The 17604-nt window shown below is 67.0% G+C and carries 19 protein-coding genes and 2 pseudogenes; 4 read left to right on the top strand and 17 right to left on the bottom strand.

Annotated features, from left to right (window positions below; genetic code table 11):
- From NFE57_RS15880 to NFE57_RS15865, 4 genes and pseudogenes are all read left to right on the top strand, one after another.
- A pseudogene (locus tag NFE57_RS15880) lies at window positions 1-115 on the top strand (IS5 family transposase); the annotation flags it as partial.
- 437 nt (window positions 116-552) lie between these two features.
- The gene (locus tag NFE57_RS15875; protein ID WP_252136572.1) at window positions 553-2253 is read left to right on the top strand and encodes a SulP family inorganic anion transporter; all 1701 of its coding nucleotides are present in this window, start codon (window positions 553-555) and stop codon (window positions 2251-2253) included.
- A gap of 612 nt (window positions 2254-2865) precedes the next feature.
- The gene (locus NFE57_RS15870) at window positions 2866-3123 is read left to right on the top strand and encodes a helix-turn-helix domain-containing protein (RefSeq protein WP_252136571.1); all 258 of its coding nucleotides are present in this window, start codon (window positions 2866-2868) and stop codon (window positions 3121-3123) included.
- Between the two features lie 262 nt (window positions 3124-3385).
- Window positions 3386-4066 carry a DsbA family oxidoreductase gene (locus NFE57_RS15865; RefSeq protein WP_252136570.1) on the top strand — a complete coding sequence of 227 codons (681 nt, stop codon included), beginning with the start codon at window positions 3386-3388 and terminating at the stop codon, window positions 4064-4066.
- A gap of 473 nt (window positions 4067-4539) precedes the next feature.
- Here the strand turns inward: NFE57_RS15865 and rlxS are convergent, their stop codons facing one another.
- The 17 genes and pseudogenes from rlxS to NFE57_RS15780 all read right to left on the bottom strand — a co-directional run bounded on the left by rlxS (window position 4540) and on the right by NFE57_RS15780 (window position 17480).
- Window positions 4540-6522 (bottom strand): relaxase/mobilization nuclease RlxS, encoded by a 1983-nt coding sequence (rlxS, locus tag NFE57_RS15860; protein ID WP_252136569.1) that lies wholly within the window; start codon window positions 6520-6522, stop codon window positions 4540-4542.
- 377 nt (window positions 6523-6899) lie between these two features.
- Window positions 6900-7259: a hypothetical protein gene (locus NFE57_RS15855; RefSeq protein ID WP_252136568.1), complete on the bottom strand. Its 360-nt coding sequence runs from the start codon at window positions 7257-7259 to the stop codon at window positions 6900-6902.
- 330 nt (window positions 7260-7589) lie between these two features.
- The gene (locus NFE57_RS15850; RefSeq protein WP_252136567.1) at window positions 7590-8207 is read right to left on the bottom strand and encodes a lytic transglycosylase domain-containing protein; all 618 of its coding nucleotides are present in this window, start codon (window positions 8205-8207) and stop codon (window positions 7590-7592) included.
- Window positions 8195-8785 carry a S26 family signal peptidase gene (locus tag NFE57_RS15845; RefSeq protein WP_252136566.1) on the bottom strand — a complete coding sequence of 197 codons (591 nt, stop codon included), beginning with the start codon at window positions 8783-8785 and terminating at the stop codon, window positions 8195-8197. Before NFE57_RS15845 ends, NFE57_RS15850 begins: the two co-directional genes overlap by 13 nt.
- A complete protein-coding gene (locus NFE57_RS15840; protein ID WP_252136565.1) occupies window positions 8778-9002 on the bottom strand; it encodes a helix-turn-helix transcriptional regulator in 225 nt (74 codons plus the stop codon). Before NFE57_RS15840 ends, NFE57_RS15845 begins: the two co-directional genes overlap by 8 nt.
- Before the next feature lie 173 nt (window positions 9003-9175).
- The gene (locus NFE57_RS15835; RefSeq protein WP_252136564.1) at window positions 9176-9496 is read right to left on the bottom strand and encodes a DUF736 domain-containing protein; all 321 of its coding nucleotides are present in this window, start codon (window positions 9494-9496) and stop codon (window positions 9176-9178) included.
- Window positions 9497-9963: 467 nt separating this feature from the next.
- Entirely contained in the window at window positions 9964-10149 is a 186-nt protein-coding gene (locus NFE57_RS15830) for a hypothetical protein (RefSeq protein WP_252136563.1), read from the bottom strand.
- A gap of 114 nt (window positions 10150-10263) precedes the next feature.
- Entirely contained in the window at window positions 10264-10707 is a 444-nt protein-coding gene (locus NFE57_RS15825; RefSeq protein WP_252136562.1) for a hypothetical protein, read from the bottom strand.
- Window positions 10708-10878: 171 nt separating this feature from the next.
- On the bottom strand, window positions 10879-12714 hold the full coding sequence (locus tag NFE57_RS15820; protein ID WP_252136561.1) for a ParB/RepB/Spo0J family partition protein: 1836 nt from the start codon (window positions 12712-12714) through the stop codon (window positions 10879-10881).
- A gap of 89 nt (window positions 12715-12803) precedes the next feature.
- Complete coding sequence (locus tag NFE57_RS15815; protein ID WP_252136560.1) at window positions 12804-13256, bottom strand: DUF2958 domain-containing protein; 453 nt, start codon at window positions 13254-13256, stop codon at window positions 12804-12806.
- Window positions 13257-13258: 2 nt separating this feature from the next.
- On the bottom strand, window positions 13259-13486 hold the full coding sequence (locus tag NFE57_RS15810) for a hypothetical protein (RefSeq protein WP_252136559.1): 228 nt from the start codon (window positions 13484-13486) through the stop codon (window positions 13259-13261).
- Window positions 13483-13746, bottom strand: a pseudogene (locus tag NFE57_RS15805) (zincin-like metallopeptidase domain-containing protein); the annotation flags it as partial. The gene NFE57_RS15810 and the pseudogene NFE57_RS15805, both read right to left, overlap by 4 nt.
- Before the next feature lie 395 nt (window positions 13747-14141).
- Window positions 14142-15206, bottom strand: a complete 1065-nt coding sequence (gene arsB / locus NFE57_RS15800; protein ID WP_252136558.1) for an ACR3 family arsenite efflux transporter — start codon at window positions 15204-15206, stop codon at window positions 14142-14144.
- On the bottom strand, window positions 15203-15730 hold the full coding sequence (locus tag NFE57_RS15795) for an arsenate reductase ArsC (protein ID WP_252136557.1): 528 nt from the start codon (window positions 15728-15730) through the stop codon (window positions 15203-15205). Before NFE57_RS15795 ends, arsB begins: the two co-directional genes overlap by 4 nt.
- Entirely contained in the window at window positions 15727-16083 is a 357-nt protein-coding gene (locus tag NFE57_RS15790; protein WP_252136556.1) for an ArsR/SmtB family transcription factor, read from the bottom strand. The genes NFE57_RS15795 and NFE57_RS15790 overlap by 4 nt, the downstream gene beginning before the upstream one ends.
- Window positions 16083-16538 carry an ArsI/CadI family heavy metal resistance metalloenzyme gene (locus NFE57_RS15785; protein ID WP_252136555.1) on the bottom strand — a complete coding sequence of 152 codons (456 nt, stop codon included), beginning with the start codon at window positions 16536-16538 and terminating at the stop codon, window positions 16083-16085. The genes NFE57_RS15790 and NFE57_RS15785 overlap by 1 nt, the downstream gene beginning before the upstream one ends.
- 75 nt (window positions 16539-16613) lie before the next feature.
- A complete protein-coding gene (locus tag NFE57_RS15780; protein ID WP_252136554.1) occupies window positions 16614-17480 on the bottom strand; it encodes an ArdC family protein in 867 nt (288 codons plus the stop codon).
- Window positions 17481-17604: the final 124 nt, after the last annotated feature.

Genomic DNA, 17604 nt, shown 5'->3' with positions numbered 1-17604 from the left:
GTTCGGCCGGCTCAAGGATTGGCGGCGCATCCATACTCGCTACGACCGATGCGCCCACACCTTCATGTCCGCCATCTGCATTGCCGCCACCGTCATCTTCTGGCTCAATCAATGAGTCCTGATCTTAAGTTGGAACCCGCTGTTCCGAATAGTCGAACATTGCAGCCATCAGCGGAAAGCTCATTCGGCGTTCGCTTTCCGGCGGTCGACGGAAAAGCTTCAACGACTGAGATGCACCGCGTTGTCGCCCATCCTTTGAACGAACCGGTCGGATTGCGAACAGGCCGTTCAAAAGGCAGAAAATCTCAATACGATCCGTGCGCCGGAGACGCGTCCGCTGCCCTGCAAAGACAGTCATTGGACTGATCTCCTAGACATGATCTATCATGTTTCATACATGCAAATGGCGGTCTAGATGTGAGTCGAATGTGACTACGGGCGCTCAAACGCGTCGCCTGCATCTCTCGATTGCAACGAAAACGAACAGAGCGGCGCCGACCATCGCTTCCGGCCGACGATCCCGCCCGACAGGTGGCAGAAGAAGGGATCGTCATGTCGGCCACGACCATGAAGCCAGGATTTCGCGACCTATACACTCCCAAACTCTTCACGGTCCTGAAGGAAGGATACGGACTGGCGAGCCTGAAAGCCGACGCCATGTCCGGCCTCACGGTCGCCATCGTGGCCCTGCCATTGTCGATGGCGATCGCGATCGCCTCGGGAGTGACGCCGGATAGAGGCCTCTACACCTCGATCGTCGGCGGCTTCGTCGTCTCGGCGTTTGGCGGCAGTCGTTTCCAGATCGGCGGGCCGGCGGGCGCGTTCATCGTGCTGGTGTCGGCTACCGTCGCCCAGCATGGCGTTGACGGTCTGCTGCTGGCGACATTCCTGTCGGGGATCATGCTTGCGGCGGTCGGGTTACTGCGGCTGGGCGCCTTCATTAAGTATATTCCTTATCCGGTCACAGTCGGCTTCACCGCCGGCATCGCAATCATCATCTTCGCCAGCCAGATCAAGGACCTGCTCGGCCTGACGCTCGAGAAGGAGCCGGGGCCGCTCCTGCCCAAACTGGCGGCGATCGGCGGCGCCCTACCGAGTGTCAATCCTGCTGCTGTGTTCGTCGCGCTGGGCACGATCGGGATCATCGCCGCTATCCGCCGCTACCGCCCGCACTGGCCGTCCTTCATCATCGCGGTGGGAATCGTTGCTGCGGGTGCAGCACTTGCAGGGTTGCCGGTCGAGACGATCGGCACACGGTTCGGCGGTATTCCGCAAGGGCTTCTGGCACCACACCTGCCGACGGTATCCTATGCGCGAGTGATGGCGGTGCTGCCCAATGCGCTGTCGTTCACGTTGCTCGGCTGTATCGAAAGCCTGTTGTCGGCGGTGGTCGCCGATTCGATGACGGGGCGCCGGCATCGATCGAATTGCGAGTTGCTGGCGCAGGGCGTGGCCAACATCCTCTCGCCCCTGTTCGGTGGCATCTGCGTCACCGGCAATATCGCGCGCACCGCGACCAATGTCCGCTCGGGCGCGCGCAGCCCCGTCTCGGGGATGATGCACTCGGCGTTTCTGTTGCTGTTCATTCTCGTTGCTGCCCCGCTCGCCTCCTACATTCCTCTGGCAGCGTTGGCCGGCGTTCTTGCCCTGGTCGCGTGGAACATGACCGAGAAGCATGAGTTCGCCACGCTGATACGCGCATCGCGGGGTGATGCGGTAGTGTTGCTCGCAACCGTCCTGCTCGTCATCTTCCGCGATCTCACCGAGGGCATACTGGTTGGTTTCGCACTCAGCGTGATGCTGTTTCTGCACCGCATGGCACAAGCGGCCGAGGTCGAGAATATTCACCCCCTCGCGGAGGAGGACAAGGCCGACAGCACCAACGGCAATGGCCGCACGCCCTATCAGGTGGGGCTCGCGACCGACCCGGATGTCGCCGTAGTGCGCGTATCGGGCGCCTTCTTCTTCGGCGCTGCGGCGGCAGTCGGGGCCGCGCTGGACCGGATTGGCGAACGGCCGAAGGCCTATGTCTTCGATCTATCGGCGGTGACCATGCTGGATTCGACGGGGGCCGCGACGATCGAAGGTTTCGTACGCAAGGCCATCCATCGCGACACGGCCGTCTATATCGTGGGTGCGACCGCCACCGTCCGCCGCACGCTCTTCCTCCATGGCCTGAGGCCGCCGCGCGTGCGTTTCCGGCGGACCCTGGAGAGCGCAATCGTCGAAGCCGGCGATCACAAGCGCGACTGAGGATCGAGCGTCGCGGCTGTGGGCGTCGCCTACGGTTGCGCGATGAGCGCCGTTGAGACCAATCCCGAGGTACTCACCCTCCACAGGCCCCTTGAGATCCCCGAAAACGATACCCGTCTACGCGTGGCCTGTGCGGACGGCGACGACTTTTGCCGACGCGGATCCCGGTCGCCTCGACGTCCTGATCATCGATGGCTGCGACCATTGCATTCCAGAGCGTCTATGATCGATGCCGAAAGCGGCTCGGCGAGGACGGATGTTGGTCGTCGATCTCATCGGCCGCCGGTTCCGATCATCGCGTCCCGCTGCAAGGCTATGTGCATATTTCGATGGTCGGGTACTGGTGGTGCCCGATGTCGCACACCGCAATCGGATCGCGATTGCCGGCAGCACGCCAGATTTTCTGCCTTACGCCGCTGCGTACCCCACTCCTGCGGAAAACCACGAATATCCTTGGTTAGATGTTCCGAGCATAGCAGGCAGAATCGCGACTGTGGCAGAGGGAGGCAGAATGCGAAGACCGAGGTAACGATCAAGGCTCGCGCCAAGGACGATGAGCGTCTTACATTCCCACCCTTGTAATCTGATGGTCTATACATCATCCCGGCGTCGATGATCACGTCGCAACAGATGCGGGCGGCACGGGCGCTCCTTGGTATCGATCAACGCGAACTCGCCGCGCTTGCCGGCGTATCTCTTCCGACCATCCAACGCATGGAGGCCTCTGACGGTCAGGTTCGGGGCGTCGTCGACACATTGATGAAAGTGATCGCCGCTCTGGAAGGCGCTGGGATCGAGCTGATCGGCGAAAATGCGCAAAGTACCGGTACTGGTCGCGGCATACGATTGCGAACGGCTGTGTCAGCCTAACCCGCAGCCCATCATCCTCGCCAAGCGGAATGATTATATAATTCCAATAGCGATTGTGTGCAGATGGCCACCGGGACTCCTGTTTGGATGGCAGCTTCGGGGTGCATCAATCCGACATTCAACGGTGAAATTTGGGCGCATGGCTGACGGTTGATTGCCGCCGTCCCACCAGATCGTGCGCCGGTGGGGGAGGCCTTGCGAACGGGCGTGGCAACGCCAACCTTCAAAACAGTAAGATCCATTCGACCACGAGGCCCAGGCCATGCCCCAGAAGCTCAAGATCGACTTCATCTCCGACATCGCTTGCCCGTGGTGCGTCATTGGCCTGCTTGGATTGGAGAAAGCGCTCGACAGCCTCAAGGGTGAGATCGAGGCGGACATTACGTTCCATCCATTTGAGCTCAACCCAGACATGCCGGCAGGCGGCGAGAACGGGTTTGAGCACATCTCCACGAAATACGGCATGTCGCCCGATCAGGTGCGCGAGAACCGCGCGCGGATTAGGGATCGAGCCGCTGATATCGGCTTCACCATGAACACGTCGGACTCGAGCCGGGTCTACAACACGTTCGACGCGCACCGGCTGATCGCATGGGCTGGCGAGAAGGGGCACCAGCTCGAGATGAAGCGGCAGCTATTCACGCTCTATTTCACTAACCAACAGGACACCGGCAATCGCGATGCGCTCGCCGCCGCGGCGGAGACAGTCGGACTGGACGGAGCCGAAGCGCGTGAAATCCTCGCTTCGGATCGATACACGGACCAGGTCCGTGCCGAGGAGATGCTTTGGCGCCAGCGGGGTATCAGCAGCGTGCCCGCGGTCGTCGTTGACGACCGCTACCTCATTTCCGGCGGCCAGCCGCCCGACGAGTTCGCGCGCCAGCTTCGTGGAATTTCGGCTCAGCTTCTTGGTGAGCAGCCGTCGGTGGCGGTGGGCACCTGATTGGTCCAACTTGTTGATGCCGTTCCACGTCAGATAACGACTATTGTCGGGCATTCGCCGACTGCCCGTAATGAACGGCTGGCTTTGGCGTCGACACCGTTGCGCGTGAGCGGCCGAAATGGGGCGCCTTGCTGCCATTTCTGGAGTGCATGAACGAACGACAGTTCCAGCCGCGGACCGCCCCGAATATCCCAACGCTGGCCGACCGTCACTCTCGATTCACCCGTGACTGTAGGGCTACTTTTAAAGATGCTGCTCACCAGCTCGAACGACCGCTATGTCGGCGCCTGCCGACACCGCCGCGCTGCCCGAGGGAAGATCAGCTATTTAACTTTCGCTATTCCAAACTGCCGGGCCGTAGTCGGCCCATATTCGGTTTCCGGCGTTGGTGTGTCCAGCTCGCTGGCGCCCGCCAAAATTCCGTTCATCGCCTCGTGTCATTTCACCAGCCCGCTATCAGACGCCGCGCTCCGTCACGAAATCGATGGCCCACCGCGCCCGCGTCCGATCGCCCAATTAATCCCGCTTTCGCGCATGATGCCGGATACCGGTCTGCCGAACTGCCGTTCGAGCGCCTGCCGCCACGGCACCAGCGTGAAGTCCCGCGATCGCTCCACCAGAGCGAACCGGCCGCTGACCAGTTCGACCGAGCGTCGATAAATCCCGTCGACGCGCGCGCCCTCCCGGGCTTCGACGAAAGGCAAATCCAGTTCTTCGGAAAGCTGCCGTGCGGTCGCCAACAGCTCGCGCCGCTGCAACGCCGCGAGCAAGTCCTTCCGAAAGGTCACCACGCCGTTCGCTTCCGCGGCCAATCCCTGCTCGACCAGCCATTGCCGTCGCCTCGCCTGCGCGGTGCAGACCTCGCGTCCGAATCCGGCGTCGCGCAGCGGCTCGGGCGCCGTCGCGACAGCCTCCCGGTCGAGCCAGGTCACGGCATCGGCATCGGCCAGGCGATCGAGCGGTCGCGCGGAGAGCAACGTGACCGTCACCGGGCGGTCGCGCAGCTTGGCGCGCTCCCACGCAGCTACGCGCTCGAGATGATCGGGCGTGATCGTCCAGCGGCCCGATGCCTCAAGCTCGACGCCGCCTCCGCCGCGCCGCATCGCCTCCAGGCGGCGCACATGCGTTTCGGCGAAGGCTTCGGTCGCGCTCGGATCGAGCCGCAGATGTGCGTCGATATCATAGTGGCCGCCATTCGCCGCCGCGACCGCAGCGATCGTGCGGTCGGCCTCGCGGATCGATGGGCGGACCGGGTCGATGCGCACAATCGCCCCGGTCGGTAGCGCCTCGAAATTGCGGCCTCGGCCGATCGCCACATAATGGGTCCGCCCGTCGGTCGCATCGACGATCAGATAATGCCGATCCTGATGCTCGTCGGCGAGGCCGCGCGCGACGACCCGACCGGTCAACTGCCGAGCCCCCTCGGCGCCCGGCTCGTAGATGATCTGGCCCGCGACCGACCGCTCGAGCGCGGCGCGCTCGATGGCGCGCTGCATCGTGCGGATGATATCACCGCGTTCGCCCAACCGGCGCAGCGTGTCGGCGAGATCCTCCGCCAAGCGGTAGCGGCCCGCACCGATCGACGTGGCCAGCCCCATCCTCGCCAGCGTCGCAAGGCGTCCGGCACGAATGGTCTGATCGAAGCCGGTGTTGCCGGTCGCCGCGACGATGCGATCAAGTCCGGCGTCGCGCAGCAGCGCGCGGTCGATACCAGTCAATCGCTCCTGCCCGATCTCGGCGCGCAAAGCCCCCTCGATCTCACGCGTCGATCGCGGCCCCAGATCGAGGTCGACGAGCTCGGCGGCGCGCTCGCGCATGCCGCGGGTCAGATAGTCGCGCGCGATGATCAGGTCGCACCCTCGATCATCGACGCCGCGTACAACGATATGCGTGTGTGGATGGCCGGTGTTGAAGTGATCGATCGCGATCCAGTCGAGCCTGGTGCCGAGATCGTGTTCGACCCGTTCCATCAGTCGCCGAGTAAGCGGTTTGAGGTCGTCATATTCGGCGCCGTCCTCGGGCGACACGATGAACCGGAACTGATGCCGATCGCCGCTCCCGCGCGTGCGAAACGACGCTCCATCCGCGACATCGGCGTCGGGGCCGTAGAGCGCGCCGCGCCCGCCCTCGCGCGTCGTCCCGTCGCGCTGCAGATAGCGCAGATGCGCCGCCGCCGCGCCGGCCCCCTTGCCGGCCAGCTTGACGAGGCTTGCCTTGACGATGACGCGGCGGCGTCCGAGCGCGCTCCGACCGCCGCGTGATGCAAGCATTCGGCCCACGCCGGCGCCGCGTCCGATCCGGCCGCCGTTGAAGCGTGCCGATCGCCCCATCGCCAGCGCGCCGCCGCGCGCCAGATTGGTCGCCGCCAGCACGCGGCCGAGATAGGTATGCGCGCGCTTGCTCCCGCGCGCCTTCTGGCGGCCGAGCCGTGGCTCGAAGTCGGTGTCGTCTGCCATGGAACGCTGTCACTCCTGCGATCGACCAATCATGGCGCGCGCCAGCGCGCGCGAAAACCGGTGCCGGCGCGCCCTGCGGAAATCTGCCGTTTCTTGGCACCACGGCACTAGTCGCATCCCGACAGTGCCGACGAGATCTACAAAAAACGATGTGCAGACAATGGCTTGTGGGGCCACCGGTGCCGCAGCTTTATCTTGCCTTACGCCCCACCCCGCCAAAGGCCGTTCCCATCGACCCTCTGTCCTCACCGCTCCGCTCCCCCAAATCGGCCCTGTACCTCCGTCTCGTCCGCGATCGCCCGCCCCGAGCCGAGGCACACCAGAGCCGGGACGCGACGCTGCCTGCACCGCGCCCCAACCACGCCGAAAACTCATCCTCAATGCGCGTCGGCCATCGCCCTGCGCGCCGCCTCTTCGTTGTCGAAAGCGCGACATCCGAGCATCCCGTGCGCCGCACCGTCGTCGTCCACGATCATCGTCGCTGCGAACCATGTCGCGTCGAGCCACCCGCAGATCACGACCCGATCGAGCACCGAATTCTCCTCGTCGCCGCTCTCGTAACTGCCCAGCCAGCGCTCCGAGATGCGCGCATCCCACCGGAATTCCGCATCCTCCGCGCTCAGGAAACGCCGCGCCAGACCCTCGCCCGCGCCGCGTCCGAATTCGATCTCGAGTCCTGCGATCAATGCCGTCATCACGCGATCCGCGCCGGTCGACCCTGGTTGCATCATGGTCATTGTGAACCTCCATCCGCTTGACGTCCTCCTGATCGAGGACAGCTCTTGTCCGGCGGTTGGCGGGGCGTCTGTCAGGGCTGCCGGAGCGGCAGCGCAGGCACCGCGCAGCGGCGGCGGAGGAGCCGATTTTGTCGCGCGCGAACAAATGAACCCGGCTGCGCAGCAGCCGTCCTTATCGCGGCAAAATTGGAGGGGCCGCCGGCCTTGCACAGACGCCCCGGCAGCCGCCATGCTCGGCCGATCCGAGACGAGCCCCTCCCACCGAGGAGAGGGCGCGCAGCGCTCGCGCCACGAGCCTGGCAGCATCCGCAGCCACGCGCGCGACGATGCTCAGCGAGACGACAGCGGCACGAACAAGCCCGGCATCCTCTCATCGCGATCGATGGAATTTGCGTTGTGGTCCGACGCAGGCGCGACCGCGAAGAGGAGGTCGCGCGCCGGCGTCGCGGATTGCATTGCGTCCGCGTTGGCGGTCCCGGTGACGGCGGCAAGGTACGCGCGCGTCTCGCGCGGGAGCGGCGTGCCGTTCGCCAGATGCGCGACGTAACGGCCCGGCCCGGCGTTATAGGCGGCGAACAGCCCAGGATACCCGAACCGGTCGTACATCGCGCGCAGATAGGCGGTGCCGGCGATGATATTGTCGTGCGGATCATAGGCGTCAGCGCCGAGCCGATACCGAACGCGCAGCGCGGCCCAGGTCGCCGGCATCAACTGCATCAGCCCCATCGCGCCCGCGCGCGAGGTCGTTGGCCGTCCCTGCCAGCGCGTGCGTCCGCCGCTCTCGGCCACGATCACACGCTCGATCCACGCGACCGGGATACCGAACCGCGCCGAGGCTTCGGCAACATAGGGCCGCCAGTCTGCGGTGACGTCGGCGGCGTGCGTCGAGGCCTCGAGCGGTGTCGTGAGCACGACCACGGCACCTGCGAGCGCCTTCAGCGGACCCATAAGGGCACCGCCTTCCCGATCACGTCGCTGACCTGCGTCGGCCCGAAATAGCGCCCGTCGAACGACGCCGGCGCCGGGTTCAGCAGCAGGATCGCGCCGCCGCGAAGCGTCCCGCAGCCACGCCACCAGGGCATGGTACGGCCGGCCGCGTCGCGCGCGAGGCGGCGCGCGATGACCCGGCGGTCGACCGATATTCTGTCGCCGACCGCGCAAACACGATCTCCCGACAGCGCCGCGACGCGCTTCACCAGCGGCACATCGCTGGGCAGATATCGCCGCTCGGCCGCCAGCGATCGAACACGTTCGGGCATCCGCGCGATCACCATGTCACCGCGGTGAAGCGCGGCGCCGGCCTGCACGGCGTAGAGGCCGCGCGGCGCGCTGGCGCTCGCGTTCCACACCAGGCGCGGTGGCGACGGCGCGACGACCGTCACGAGGATCAGCACGAGCCCGGCGGCGCCGACCGCGCAGGCTAGGCAGTACCGGGCGCGATATCGACCTGTGCCGCGCGGCGGCGCGCCCGCGCGCGCCAGACAATCGGCATGCGCGAACAACGGCAGATCGCGCGGCTCAGTCACGGCCCGAACCGCCGCTGCGCGCCTGCGACCAGGCCTCGAGATCGTCGATATGATAGCGCCAGGTCCTGCCGTGCTTGCGCCCCAGCGGCGCGCGCCCGGCCGCGCGCAGCGCGCGCAGCGTGCTGTAGGCGATCCCGAGATGGAACGCGGCCTGCGGGGCGGTCAGAAAAGGACAGGTCTCGCGCGCGGCCTGGGCGCGCTTGGCGGTGTCGTCCATGCAAAGATCCCTCCGGCTTGGCGGCGCGTGATGGCGCCGCGTCGCGCTCGGCATGCACGCCGGGCACCGCCTTCGGCAGGGTCGCAATCGGCTATGGTCGATTCCGCCCCCCTGCCGCTCACGCCGAAGCGCATCGGCTCCCGCGCCGGAAGCAGCGCGGGAGCCGTCGGCGGTCAGTCGGCCGGATTCCAGATGATCGCGTAGGAATCGTCGTCATCCTGGCCGGCGGCGCGGCCGAGATTGGCGTAGAGCCGGCGCGGTCCGAATTCGGGGGCGGCGAGGCTCAGCGACACATAGTCGTTGCCCGAGGATTCGCCGACCCGGTTCCAGCCGGCGCCGACCTCGACCCCGCCCGCCATCACCCGATAGTCGGGCTGCCGGTCGTTGGTCTTGCGGGTGGTCGGCAAGATCGCGATATCGGCGCGGATCGAGAGCGTATTGAGCTGTCCCTTGAAGCCGTTTCCGTCGCGGCTGACATGTCCGATGGCTGGCATTGTTCGTCTCCTTGAAGGTCGCCCGGACCGTTTCCGGACGATGGCGCGACCGTGAGGACGGCCACGTGGCGCGCGCGAACCGGCAGCCGGAGCGCAGCGGAGGACCGGAGCAAGGCAGCGATTTGAAGCGCAGCGACCGCGAGGAGACCGCCGTCAGGCGGGCGGGGAAATCGGTCCGCCGGCGATGGTTTCGCGCGGGATATGGTCGTCCAGGTCATGCGCTTGAGGAGCCGGAACGCGTCAGGCGCGGTTCGAGAATAGGACGAACAGGTGGCGCAGGTGGCACGACCCGCGAGGGGATCGGCGGACAGGACCGCGCCTCTCGCGCTCCGCGATGACACCAACCGCCGACCGCCGGCGCTCGACGACGGGCGCGGCTTCGGGGCTGGCGCCAGGCGTCGAGAAGCGCCACGATGCGCGTCGACATGCCCAACACGACACGCCCGATTCCGCGACTGACGGCCCTTTCAGCGCTGCTGCTGATCGCCGCCACGCCAGCGGACGAGGCCCGGATTCGCTATGTGCCCGACGGTGATACGTTCCGCCTGACGAGCGGCGAACGCATCCGCATCGCCGGGATCGATGCGCCCGAAACCCACGCCGACCAGGCCAAGTGCCGTGCCGAACTGGCGCTCGGGACCGTCGGCGATCATAATTGTGCGCGCAACCGACGGGCGCGGTTTCGTCGTACGTCGCGCGCCTCGTCCGGCGCCGCGCGCATCCCGACCGCGCCCCGTCAGGGTCCGGCTCGGGCGCGCGCTCCTTGGTCAGGGGATGACGATCAGCGGCGGCACCGCGAGATCGGCGGCATCGAAATAGGCGAGGATCGCCTGGAAGCTACCGAGCCGGTCGATCGTCGGCCGATCGATTACGATGCGCTCGTTTTCGTCGGCGATATAACTAGCCGGTTCGCCGGTCCCGGTGAACACGACGCGCTCGGGCGACCATTCGCCGCCATAGCCGCCTGACCAGCGGACGAACGGCAGCGCCTTGTCACAACAAAACGCTTCGAGCGCGTCGAGCCTGCCCCAGGCCACATCGTGCGCAACCAGCCGCAGCGGCGCATCGACCGCGATCTGCGTCGCGTCGAACGCGAGCCCGTTCCATTCGGTCGATAGTCCTTCGCCGATGATGGTCTCGACCAGATGATCGCGGTCGCACAAGCGCAGCATTCCGCCGATGGTGATGGTCACCGAAACACGGTCGGCCATGATCTTTCTCCTGTTTGCCGCGCGCCCGAGGCCGGCGCCGTCAGGGCCGGACGAGGGCGCACGATTGATGCTCAAGCGTCTCGATGGGTGCGTCGCGAACGATGACGCCCGGCCTCGCGGCCATTCCAGCGACGCACGCGCGCCGCTGGAACATCGCGCCAGACCGCCGCCTCACGCCGCGAGCAACACCGGCTCGCCATTCGCGTCCGTGGGCGGCCGGATTGCTGGCGCGGCAGGCGGGAAGGCATCGGGGCCGCCCTCGCCATCGGGCTCGGGCAATTTCGCCGCCGCAACCAAAGCATTGGCCCCGACCGTGCCGACCCCGCCGCGCACGGTATAGGCCGATGGCGGGAACGCCATCCAGCGCGGCACCCAGGGGACGGCCTGCGCGCGCCCGTTGGTGCCGTCGAGATGATCGCGGACGATCGTCTTCATCGTCGCGATCTTCTCCTTGGCGTTGGCCTCGGCGACCGCCTCGCCCGCGACCTCGGCGACGATCCGGGTCATCACCTTCCTGTCGCGGATCAGTGCGAAGAAGGCCTCATCGGCCTGCCAATAGCGCGCCATGTCGACCCCGATATGCAGCCCGACCGCCTCGACGGCGGCGCTGCCGCTGGCGAGCGTCTCGCCCATCACGATGGCGACCACCTCCATCACGGCCGCGTCTGGCAGATCGAGCAAGCGCAGGAACAGGGCGACCAGCTTGTACGGATCGGCATTACCGCGCGTGACAGTGGGCGTGTCGGGATCAACGTCGAGCAAGGCGAGCACCGCGCGACGGCGCTCGTCGAACGCCGCCTCGGCGCGGCCACTCTCGACGCTCTCGCCGATGGCGTCCGAGCGCGCGGTCTGCGGCTCGCAGCGGACGCTCCACAGCAGCGACCCCGCGATGGCATGCGCGACCATCAACCGGAACGCGACGCCGGGGTGACCGGTCAGCGCGGCGCGCACGGCGGCGTGGCGATGCAGGTCGATATAGGTCTGCATCTTGCTCGTGCATTCGGGGCGCGCCGGTTTCTCGCGCGCACCTTCTGCCTCGCCGCGCGCGAGCCGCGCGGCTTCCTTGCGGCCGACATAGCCTTCGTGGACCACGACCTCGCCGCTCGCGCGGACGTCGAGATAGACGCGCCCGCCCTTGCGCTTGGGAGTCTTCTCGTAGTCCCACGACGCAAAATGATCCGACGGGCCTACCACGATCGCATCGGCCCAGCCCACATCGATATAGCCGGCGCGCTTCGCCTCGATCGCGGCGTCCTGCGCGCTCCAGAACGCCTCGGCATCGGCGAAATAGCGCTCGTCGCCGAACAGGTCGGCGATGACCACGAGCCCGCTCGCCGCCACGTCGAACAAGGCATGTTCGACCGCGATCGACTGCCCGCCGAACAGCCACGCCTTCAGTTGGTGGCCGGTCGGACAATCGGCGTTGTCGTCCTTGGCGAGCGCCAGCCATGCCTGTTGCTGGCGCTTGCTGGCGAGCGTGAGGTGCCGCACGGCGGCGCGGTCGATCTCTTCGCGCGCGTACATCCGGCGGATCGCGGGCAACAGATTGCCGAGCGCGAGCACGCGTTTGACCGCCAGCTCGGGCAGGCCGAACGTGCCCGCGATGTCGTCGACGCTGCGGCCCTCCTTCACCAAGCGCGTGAACGTTTCCCATAGCGTGACTTCGTCGGCGTCGCGCCGCGCCACATTCTCGATCAGCGACGCCTCGATCGCGTCGACGTCGTCGCCCGCATCGAGGATCGCGCACGGCATCATCGCGATCTCGCAAGCCGCGTCCTCGTCGCTCTCGCGACGTTCGTCCGCGACGAGGGTCGCGGCGGTGAAGCGCCGCAATCCGGCGACGATCTCGTAGCGATCGGCACCGTCGGGGCGAACGATGATCGGCTGCAGGACCCCGCGCTTACGCACGGTCGGCAGCAGATCGGCCACGTCAGGCGCCTTTCTGGCGGTGCGCATGTTGGTCTTGCCGACCGACAGCCGGTCGAGCGGAATGAAGTCGAGTTTCATCGTCATGCTCCTTGTCAGCGCCGGTCGCGTCGGGTCCGTGACCGTCGGACGGGACCGGCATCGGGGTGCGGGCGAGACGCGCCCGCGCGTCAGCCGCCCTCGGATTCTCCGGGCGGAAGCTCTTGCGTCGCGAGATGGTCGAGCGCGGCGCGCAGCCGGGCATCGGTGTCCGCCAGCGCCGCCTCGGCCTGGCTGATCGATCCGGCTTGGCGGGCCGCATCGGCCCACAGCGACAGCGGGATGAGGCTGGCGAACGACAGGTCGCGCTCGATCGCGAGCCCCAACGGAAGCCGGAGCGCGGCGATCTCAGCAAGGCTGAAACTGCCGAGTTCGGGACAACCGAACCCGAGATCGGCTAGGCCGAACAGGGTGTCGCCATCGGCGTCGAGTTCGGTCGCGAGCCATGTCGCCGCGCCGACGGGGTTGAAGAATTTGACCACCGGGGCGGGGTCGGGCTCGCGAACCTCGGCGTCGGTGGCCGCGCAGCGCGCCATATGGTTGGCGACCAGCGCGGCGCGCAGGTCGGGGGTGAGGAGGTGCATGGTCAGGGCTCCTTTGGCTGGAAGAGGTCGAACTGGTTGCGCGCGTTGAGGTCGAACTGGCCGAGGTCGCAGGGGCGCTGCGGCCGGTTGGGTTCGAGCAGCGCGGCGGCGCGCGCGGCGAGGCGATCGCGCGGGGTGATCGGGACGACGCCGGGGACGAGGCTTTGCGGCCCAATCGGCGTCGCCTCGACCGCGAATGCGTCGGGCGGCGGCGGCTCCGGGCGGGTCATGACGCGCCCGCCGTCGCGGCAACGGGGGCCGGGGCGGGGTCCGTGCCCGGCCCCGCGTTATCATGCGGGCACATCGCCGCCGCCTCTGCATGCCGCGCCAGCAACCAGTCCGCCGCCTTGCTCACCGCCGAGGCGGCGCGGAAAATCGCCCGATTGTCGGCGCGCAGCACGTCCAGCCACGCCGCGAGATAATCGGCGTGGCGCACGGTCGGCACGATGCCGAGCGCCGCACACAGGAACGCCGAACCCATTTCGGCGATATATCCTGACAGTCCAGTGAAAAACGGCGGTTGGAAGGTGAAAACCATCGGTGCCTCCAGCACTGCCCAAAAACCCACAGGCCCCCCGCGAGGCGGGGGTGGGCGGCGAGAGCGACCGGAGAGGCCCGCAGAAGCGGCGGGCCGCACCCGCAGGGGCGGAATGCAATGGAGCAGTTCGGCGCAGCCGAACTTGCGGCGCGCCGTGGCGGGCCTAGCAGGGAGCGCCGACCACCCTCGCCTCGAGGGGGCCGAACATCAGCGCCGCCGCGTCAGCGGCGTCCGCTGGGCGCGGGCGAACCCCGTGCCAATCGCTTATGCGACGGGGCGGCCGATCCCGTAAGGGAGCGGCCGCCCTGACCTTCTATCGGTGATGTTCGCGAAGGCGCTGCGCAGGATTATGCGGGCAACGACCGCTCATACCAGGGTCGGGTTTTCTTCACGAGTCCGACGACCGAGAGCATCACCGGCACCTCGACCAGCACGCCGACCACTGTGGCGAGCGCGGCGCCGGAGCCGAGGCCGAACAGGCTGATCGCGGCGGCGACGGCCAGCTCGAAGAAGTTGGAAGCGCCGATCAGTGCGGCAGGCGCGGCGACGCACCACGCGACGCCGAACCGGCGGCTCAGCCAATAGGCGAGCCCCGCATTGAAATAGACCTGGATGAGGATCGGCACGGCAATGAGCGCGATGACCAAGGGATGCGCGATGATCGCCTCGCCCTGAAATCCGAACAACAGGACGAGCGTGGTGAGGAGCGCGAGCAGCGACACAGGACCAAGCGCGGCGAGCAGCCGAGCGAGCGCAGGCTGTCCGCCTCGGCCAAGCAGCGCGCGGCGGATGAGCTGCGCGGCGATCACCGGCACGACGATGTAGAGCAGGACCGAGATGAGCAGCGTGTCCCACGGCACCGTGATCGACGCGACCCCGAGCAGCAGCGCGACGAGCGGCGCGAAGGCGAACACCATGATGACGTCGTTCAGCGCGACCTGGCTGAGTGTGTAGTTGGGCTCGCCGTCGCACAGGTTGGACCATACGAACACCATCGCCGTGCAGGGTGCCGCGGCGAGCAGGATGAGGCCGGCGATATAGGAGCCGATCTCAGCCTCGGGCAGCCAGGGGCGGAACAGATAGCCGAGGAAGAAGGTGCCGAGCAGCGCCATCGAAAACGGCTTCACCGCCCAGTTGATGAAGAGCGTGACGCCGACGCCCTTCCAGTGCCGGCGGACCGATCCCAGCGCACCGAGGTCGATCTTGAGCAGCATCGGTACGATCATCAGCCAGATGAGCAGCGCGACGACGATGTTGACGCGCGCGATCTCGGCCGAGGCGATGACCGCGAACAGGCCGGGAAGCGCATAGCCGAGCGCGATACCGACGGCGATGCACGCCGCTACCCAGAGGCTGAGATAGCGTTCGAAGGTGCCGATCGCGGGCTTCGGCGCCGCGGCCGCATCGCTCACGCGGCGTCCCCGCGCCGGCTGCTCGCGCCTTCGGTCTGGCCGATCTCGCGGACATGCGCCCTCAAGGCCATCGGGTCGAGCTGGTCGAACGGCAGCGCCAGGAACAGCTTGATGCGGTTCTCGAGATAGTGCAACGCGGTCACGAAAGCGCGTTCGCGCTCGATATCGTTGCCCTCGACATGGCTCGGGTCTTCGATGCCCCAATGCGCGGTCATCGGGTGTCCGGGCCAGATCGGACACGTCTCGCCAGCGGCATCGTCGCAGACGGTGAACACGAAATCCATCGTCGGCGCGTCGGGCTTCGAGAACTCCTCCCAGCTCTTCGAACGCAAGTCTTCGGTCGGATAGCCGATGCGGGTGAGGAGCTGCAGCGCGTCGGGGTTGACTGCGCCCTTGGGGAAACTGCCCGCGGAATAGCCACGGAAACGGCCTTCGCCGAGCTTGTTCATCGCGCTCTCGGCGAGGATCGAGCGGGCGGAGTTGCCGGTGCAGAGGAACAGGATGTTGAAGACGCGGTCGGTCATTGAACGGCTCCGGGTTGGCAGCATGCGGCCCTGGTGACGACATCAGCGAGCGGCGCGCAGATCTCCGGGGCGCCGCCGCAGCAATCTTCCATCAGGAAGCCGAGCAGGTCGGTCATGGCGGCATAGTCGGCGGTGTAGATGATCGAGCGGCCCTCGCGCCGCGACGACACGAGCCCGGCGTGGCCGAGGATGTTCAGGTTGCCCGAAAGGGTCTGCGGCACATGGCCCGTCGCGCGCGCGATGTCGCCGGAGGCCATGCCTTCGGCGCCGGCGCGAACGAGCAGGCGGAACACCTCGAGGCGGCCCGGATGCGCGAGCGCGGACAGCGAGGAAACGGCGGCGTGCGCGTCCATCAGCAGCACGCCTGCTTCGGCGCGGGCGCGGCGGCGGCGCCGAAGCAGGCGGCCGCGCCGGGCTCGGGCAGCACCTCGTCCTCGCCATAGCTGGTCGCTTCGCCGAAGGTGAAGAACGTCTCCCAGCGCACGCCCGCGGGGTCGCGGACCCAGCTCTTGTCCGACTGCGCGTAACAGCAGGTGGTCGCTTCCTGATCGAAGGTATCGGCGCCGGCAGCCTTGAGGCGCCCCGCGAGCTCCCCGAGCTCGTCGGCGCTGTCGACCTGGATGCCGATATGGTCGATGCCGGTCGCCCGCGCGCGCTCGGAGATCGCGAAGTTGACCTTAGGATCGTCGAGCATCCACTTGGCGTAATCGTCCTTCACCACGACCGGCGCGGCGCCGAACAGCGTCTCGTAGAACTGAATCGATGCGCCCAGATCGGGCACGCTGACGTGCAGATGGATGCGCTTCATGGGATGGCTCCTGATAACGACTCGATGATATTACGGGTATATCCGTAATATCATCGAGTCAATCGGGCACGCTGCTTATGGCTGCTGGGCGTGCATCCAGTCGGCGGCGGCTTGCGCCTTGCTCGCCGCAGTGAAGATCGCGCGCGGCTCGTCCTTCAGGAGCTGGAGCCAGGAGGCGATATAGGCGGCGTGATCGGGCCGCGGTTCGTGCGCGATCCCGAGATCGGCGAGGATGAACGAGGCGGTCAGCTCGGCGGTCGCCTCCTCCATCGCGAGAGCATGCTTGGTCCACTTGGCGCTGAAATCCCGGTCGAGCCGATGGGCTGCGCCGCTGGCATGGGCTGCCTCGTGGACATGGGTCGCGTAGAAGCCGTGCGCGTCGTGGAAGGCACTGAAATCCGGCATATGGATGCGGTCTTCGGCGATATGATAATAAGCGCTTCCCGACCCATAGACGGTATCGATGCCGAGCGCGGCGATGAAGGCTTCGGCGGCGGCGAGGCGTTCGCTCTCGGGCAGAACCGGCCCCGTCTCGGGGGCATAGCCGTCGACCTGATCGGCGTTGAACAGGCTGAAGGCGCGGGCGAAGAGCCGCCTATGATCGCCGTCCTCGTCGCGGTCGTCGTCGCCCTTGGCGCGAACCTCCTTCCAGAGGACGCCGAGGCTGGCGTGTTCGCCCTTGCGGACCTGAGAGCCGAGCGCCTGCCACTGGCGATAGGTGCCCCAGACCCCGCTCGCATAGCCGCTGCCATAGGCGGCTGCCCAGAGCGAGACGGTGTTGATGCCGCGATAGGGCTTGCCGCTGGCGACGTTGGTCGGACGGGTGACGTCGGCGCCGCTGTGATGCCACGGCATACGCCAGGTGCCGGTTCCGGCTTCGATCGCCGCGACGATCGCGTCGGTGACACGGGCATAGACGTCTGAACGTGCTGGTGATGACATGATCCGATCCTCCGCTTCCGCGCCGGGGGCCATCCCCGGCGGCGGAGACCGATCAGCGCCGGGCACAGGCGGTAGCGCGCACCCGCAGGGCCGCAGCGGAGCGGAGGACGGCGAAGCCGTTGCG

This window comes from Hephaestia sp. MAHUQ-44 (assembly GCF_023806085.1).
GTDB lineage: Bacteria > Pseudomonadota > Alphaproteobacteria > Sphingomonadales > Sphingomonadaceae > Sphingomonas.
This window is presented reverse-complemented; position numbering and strand designations above follow the sequence as displayed.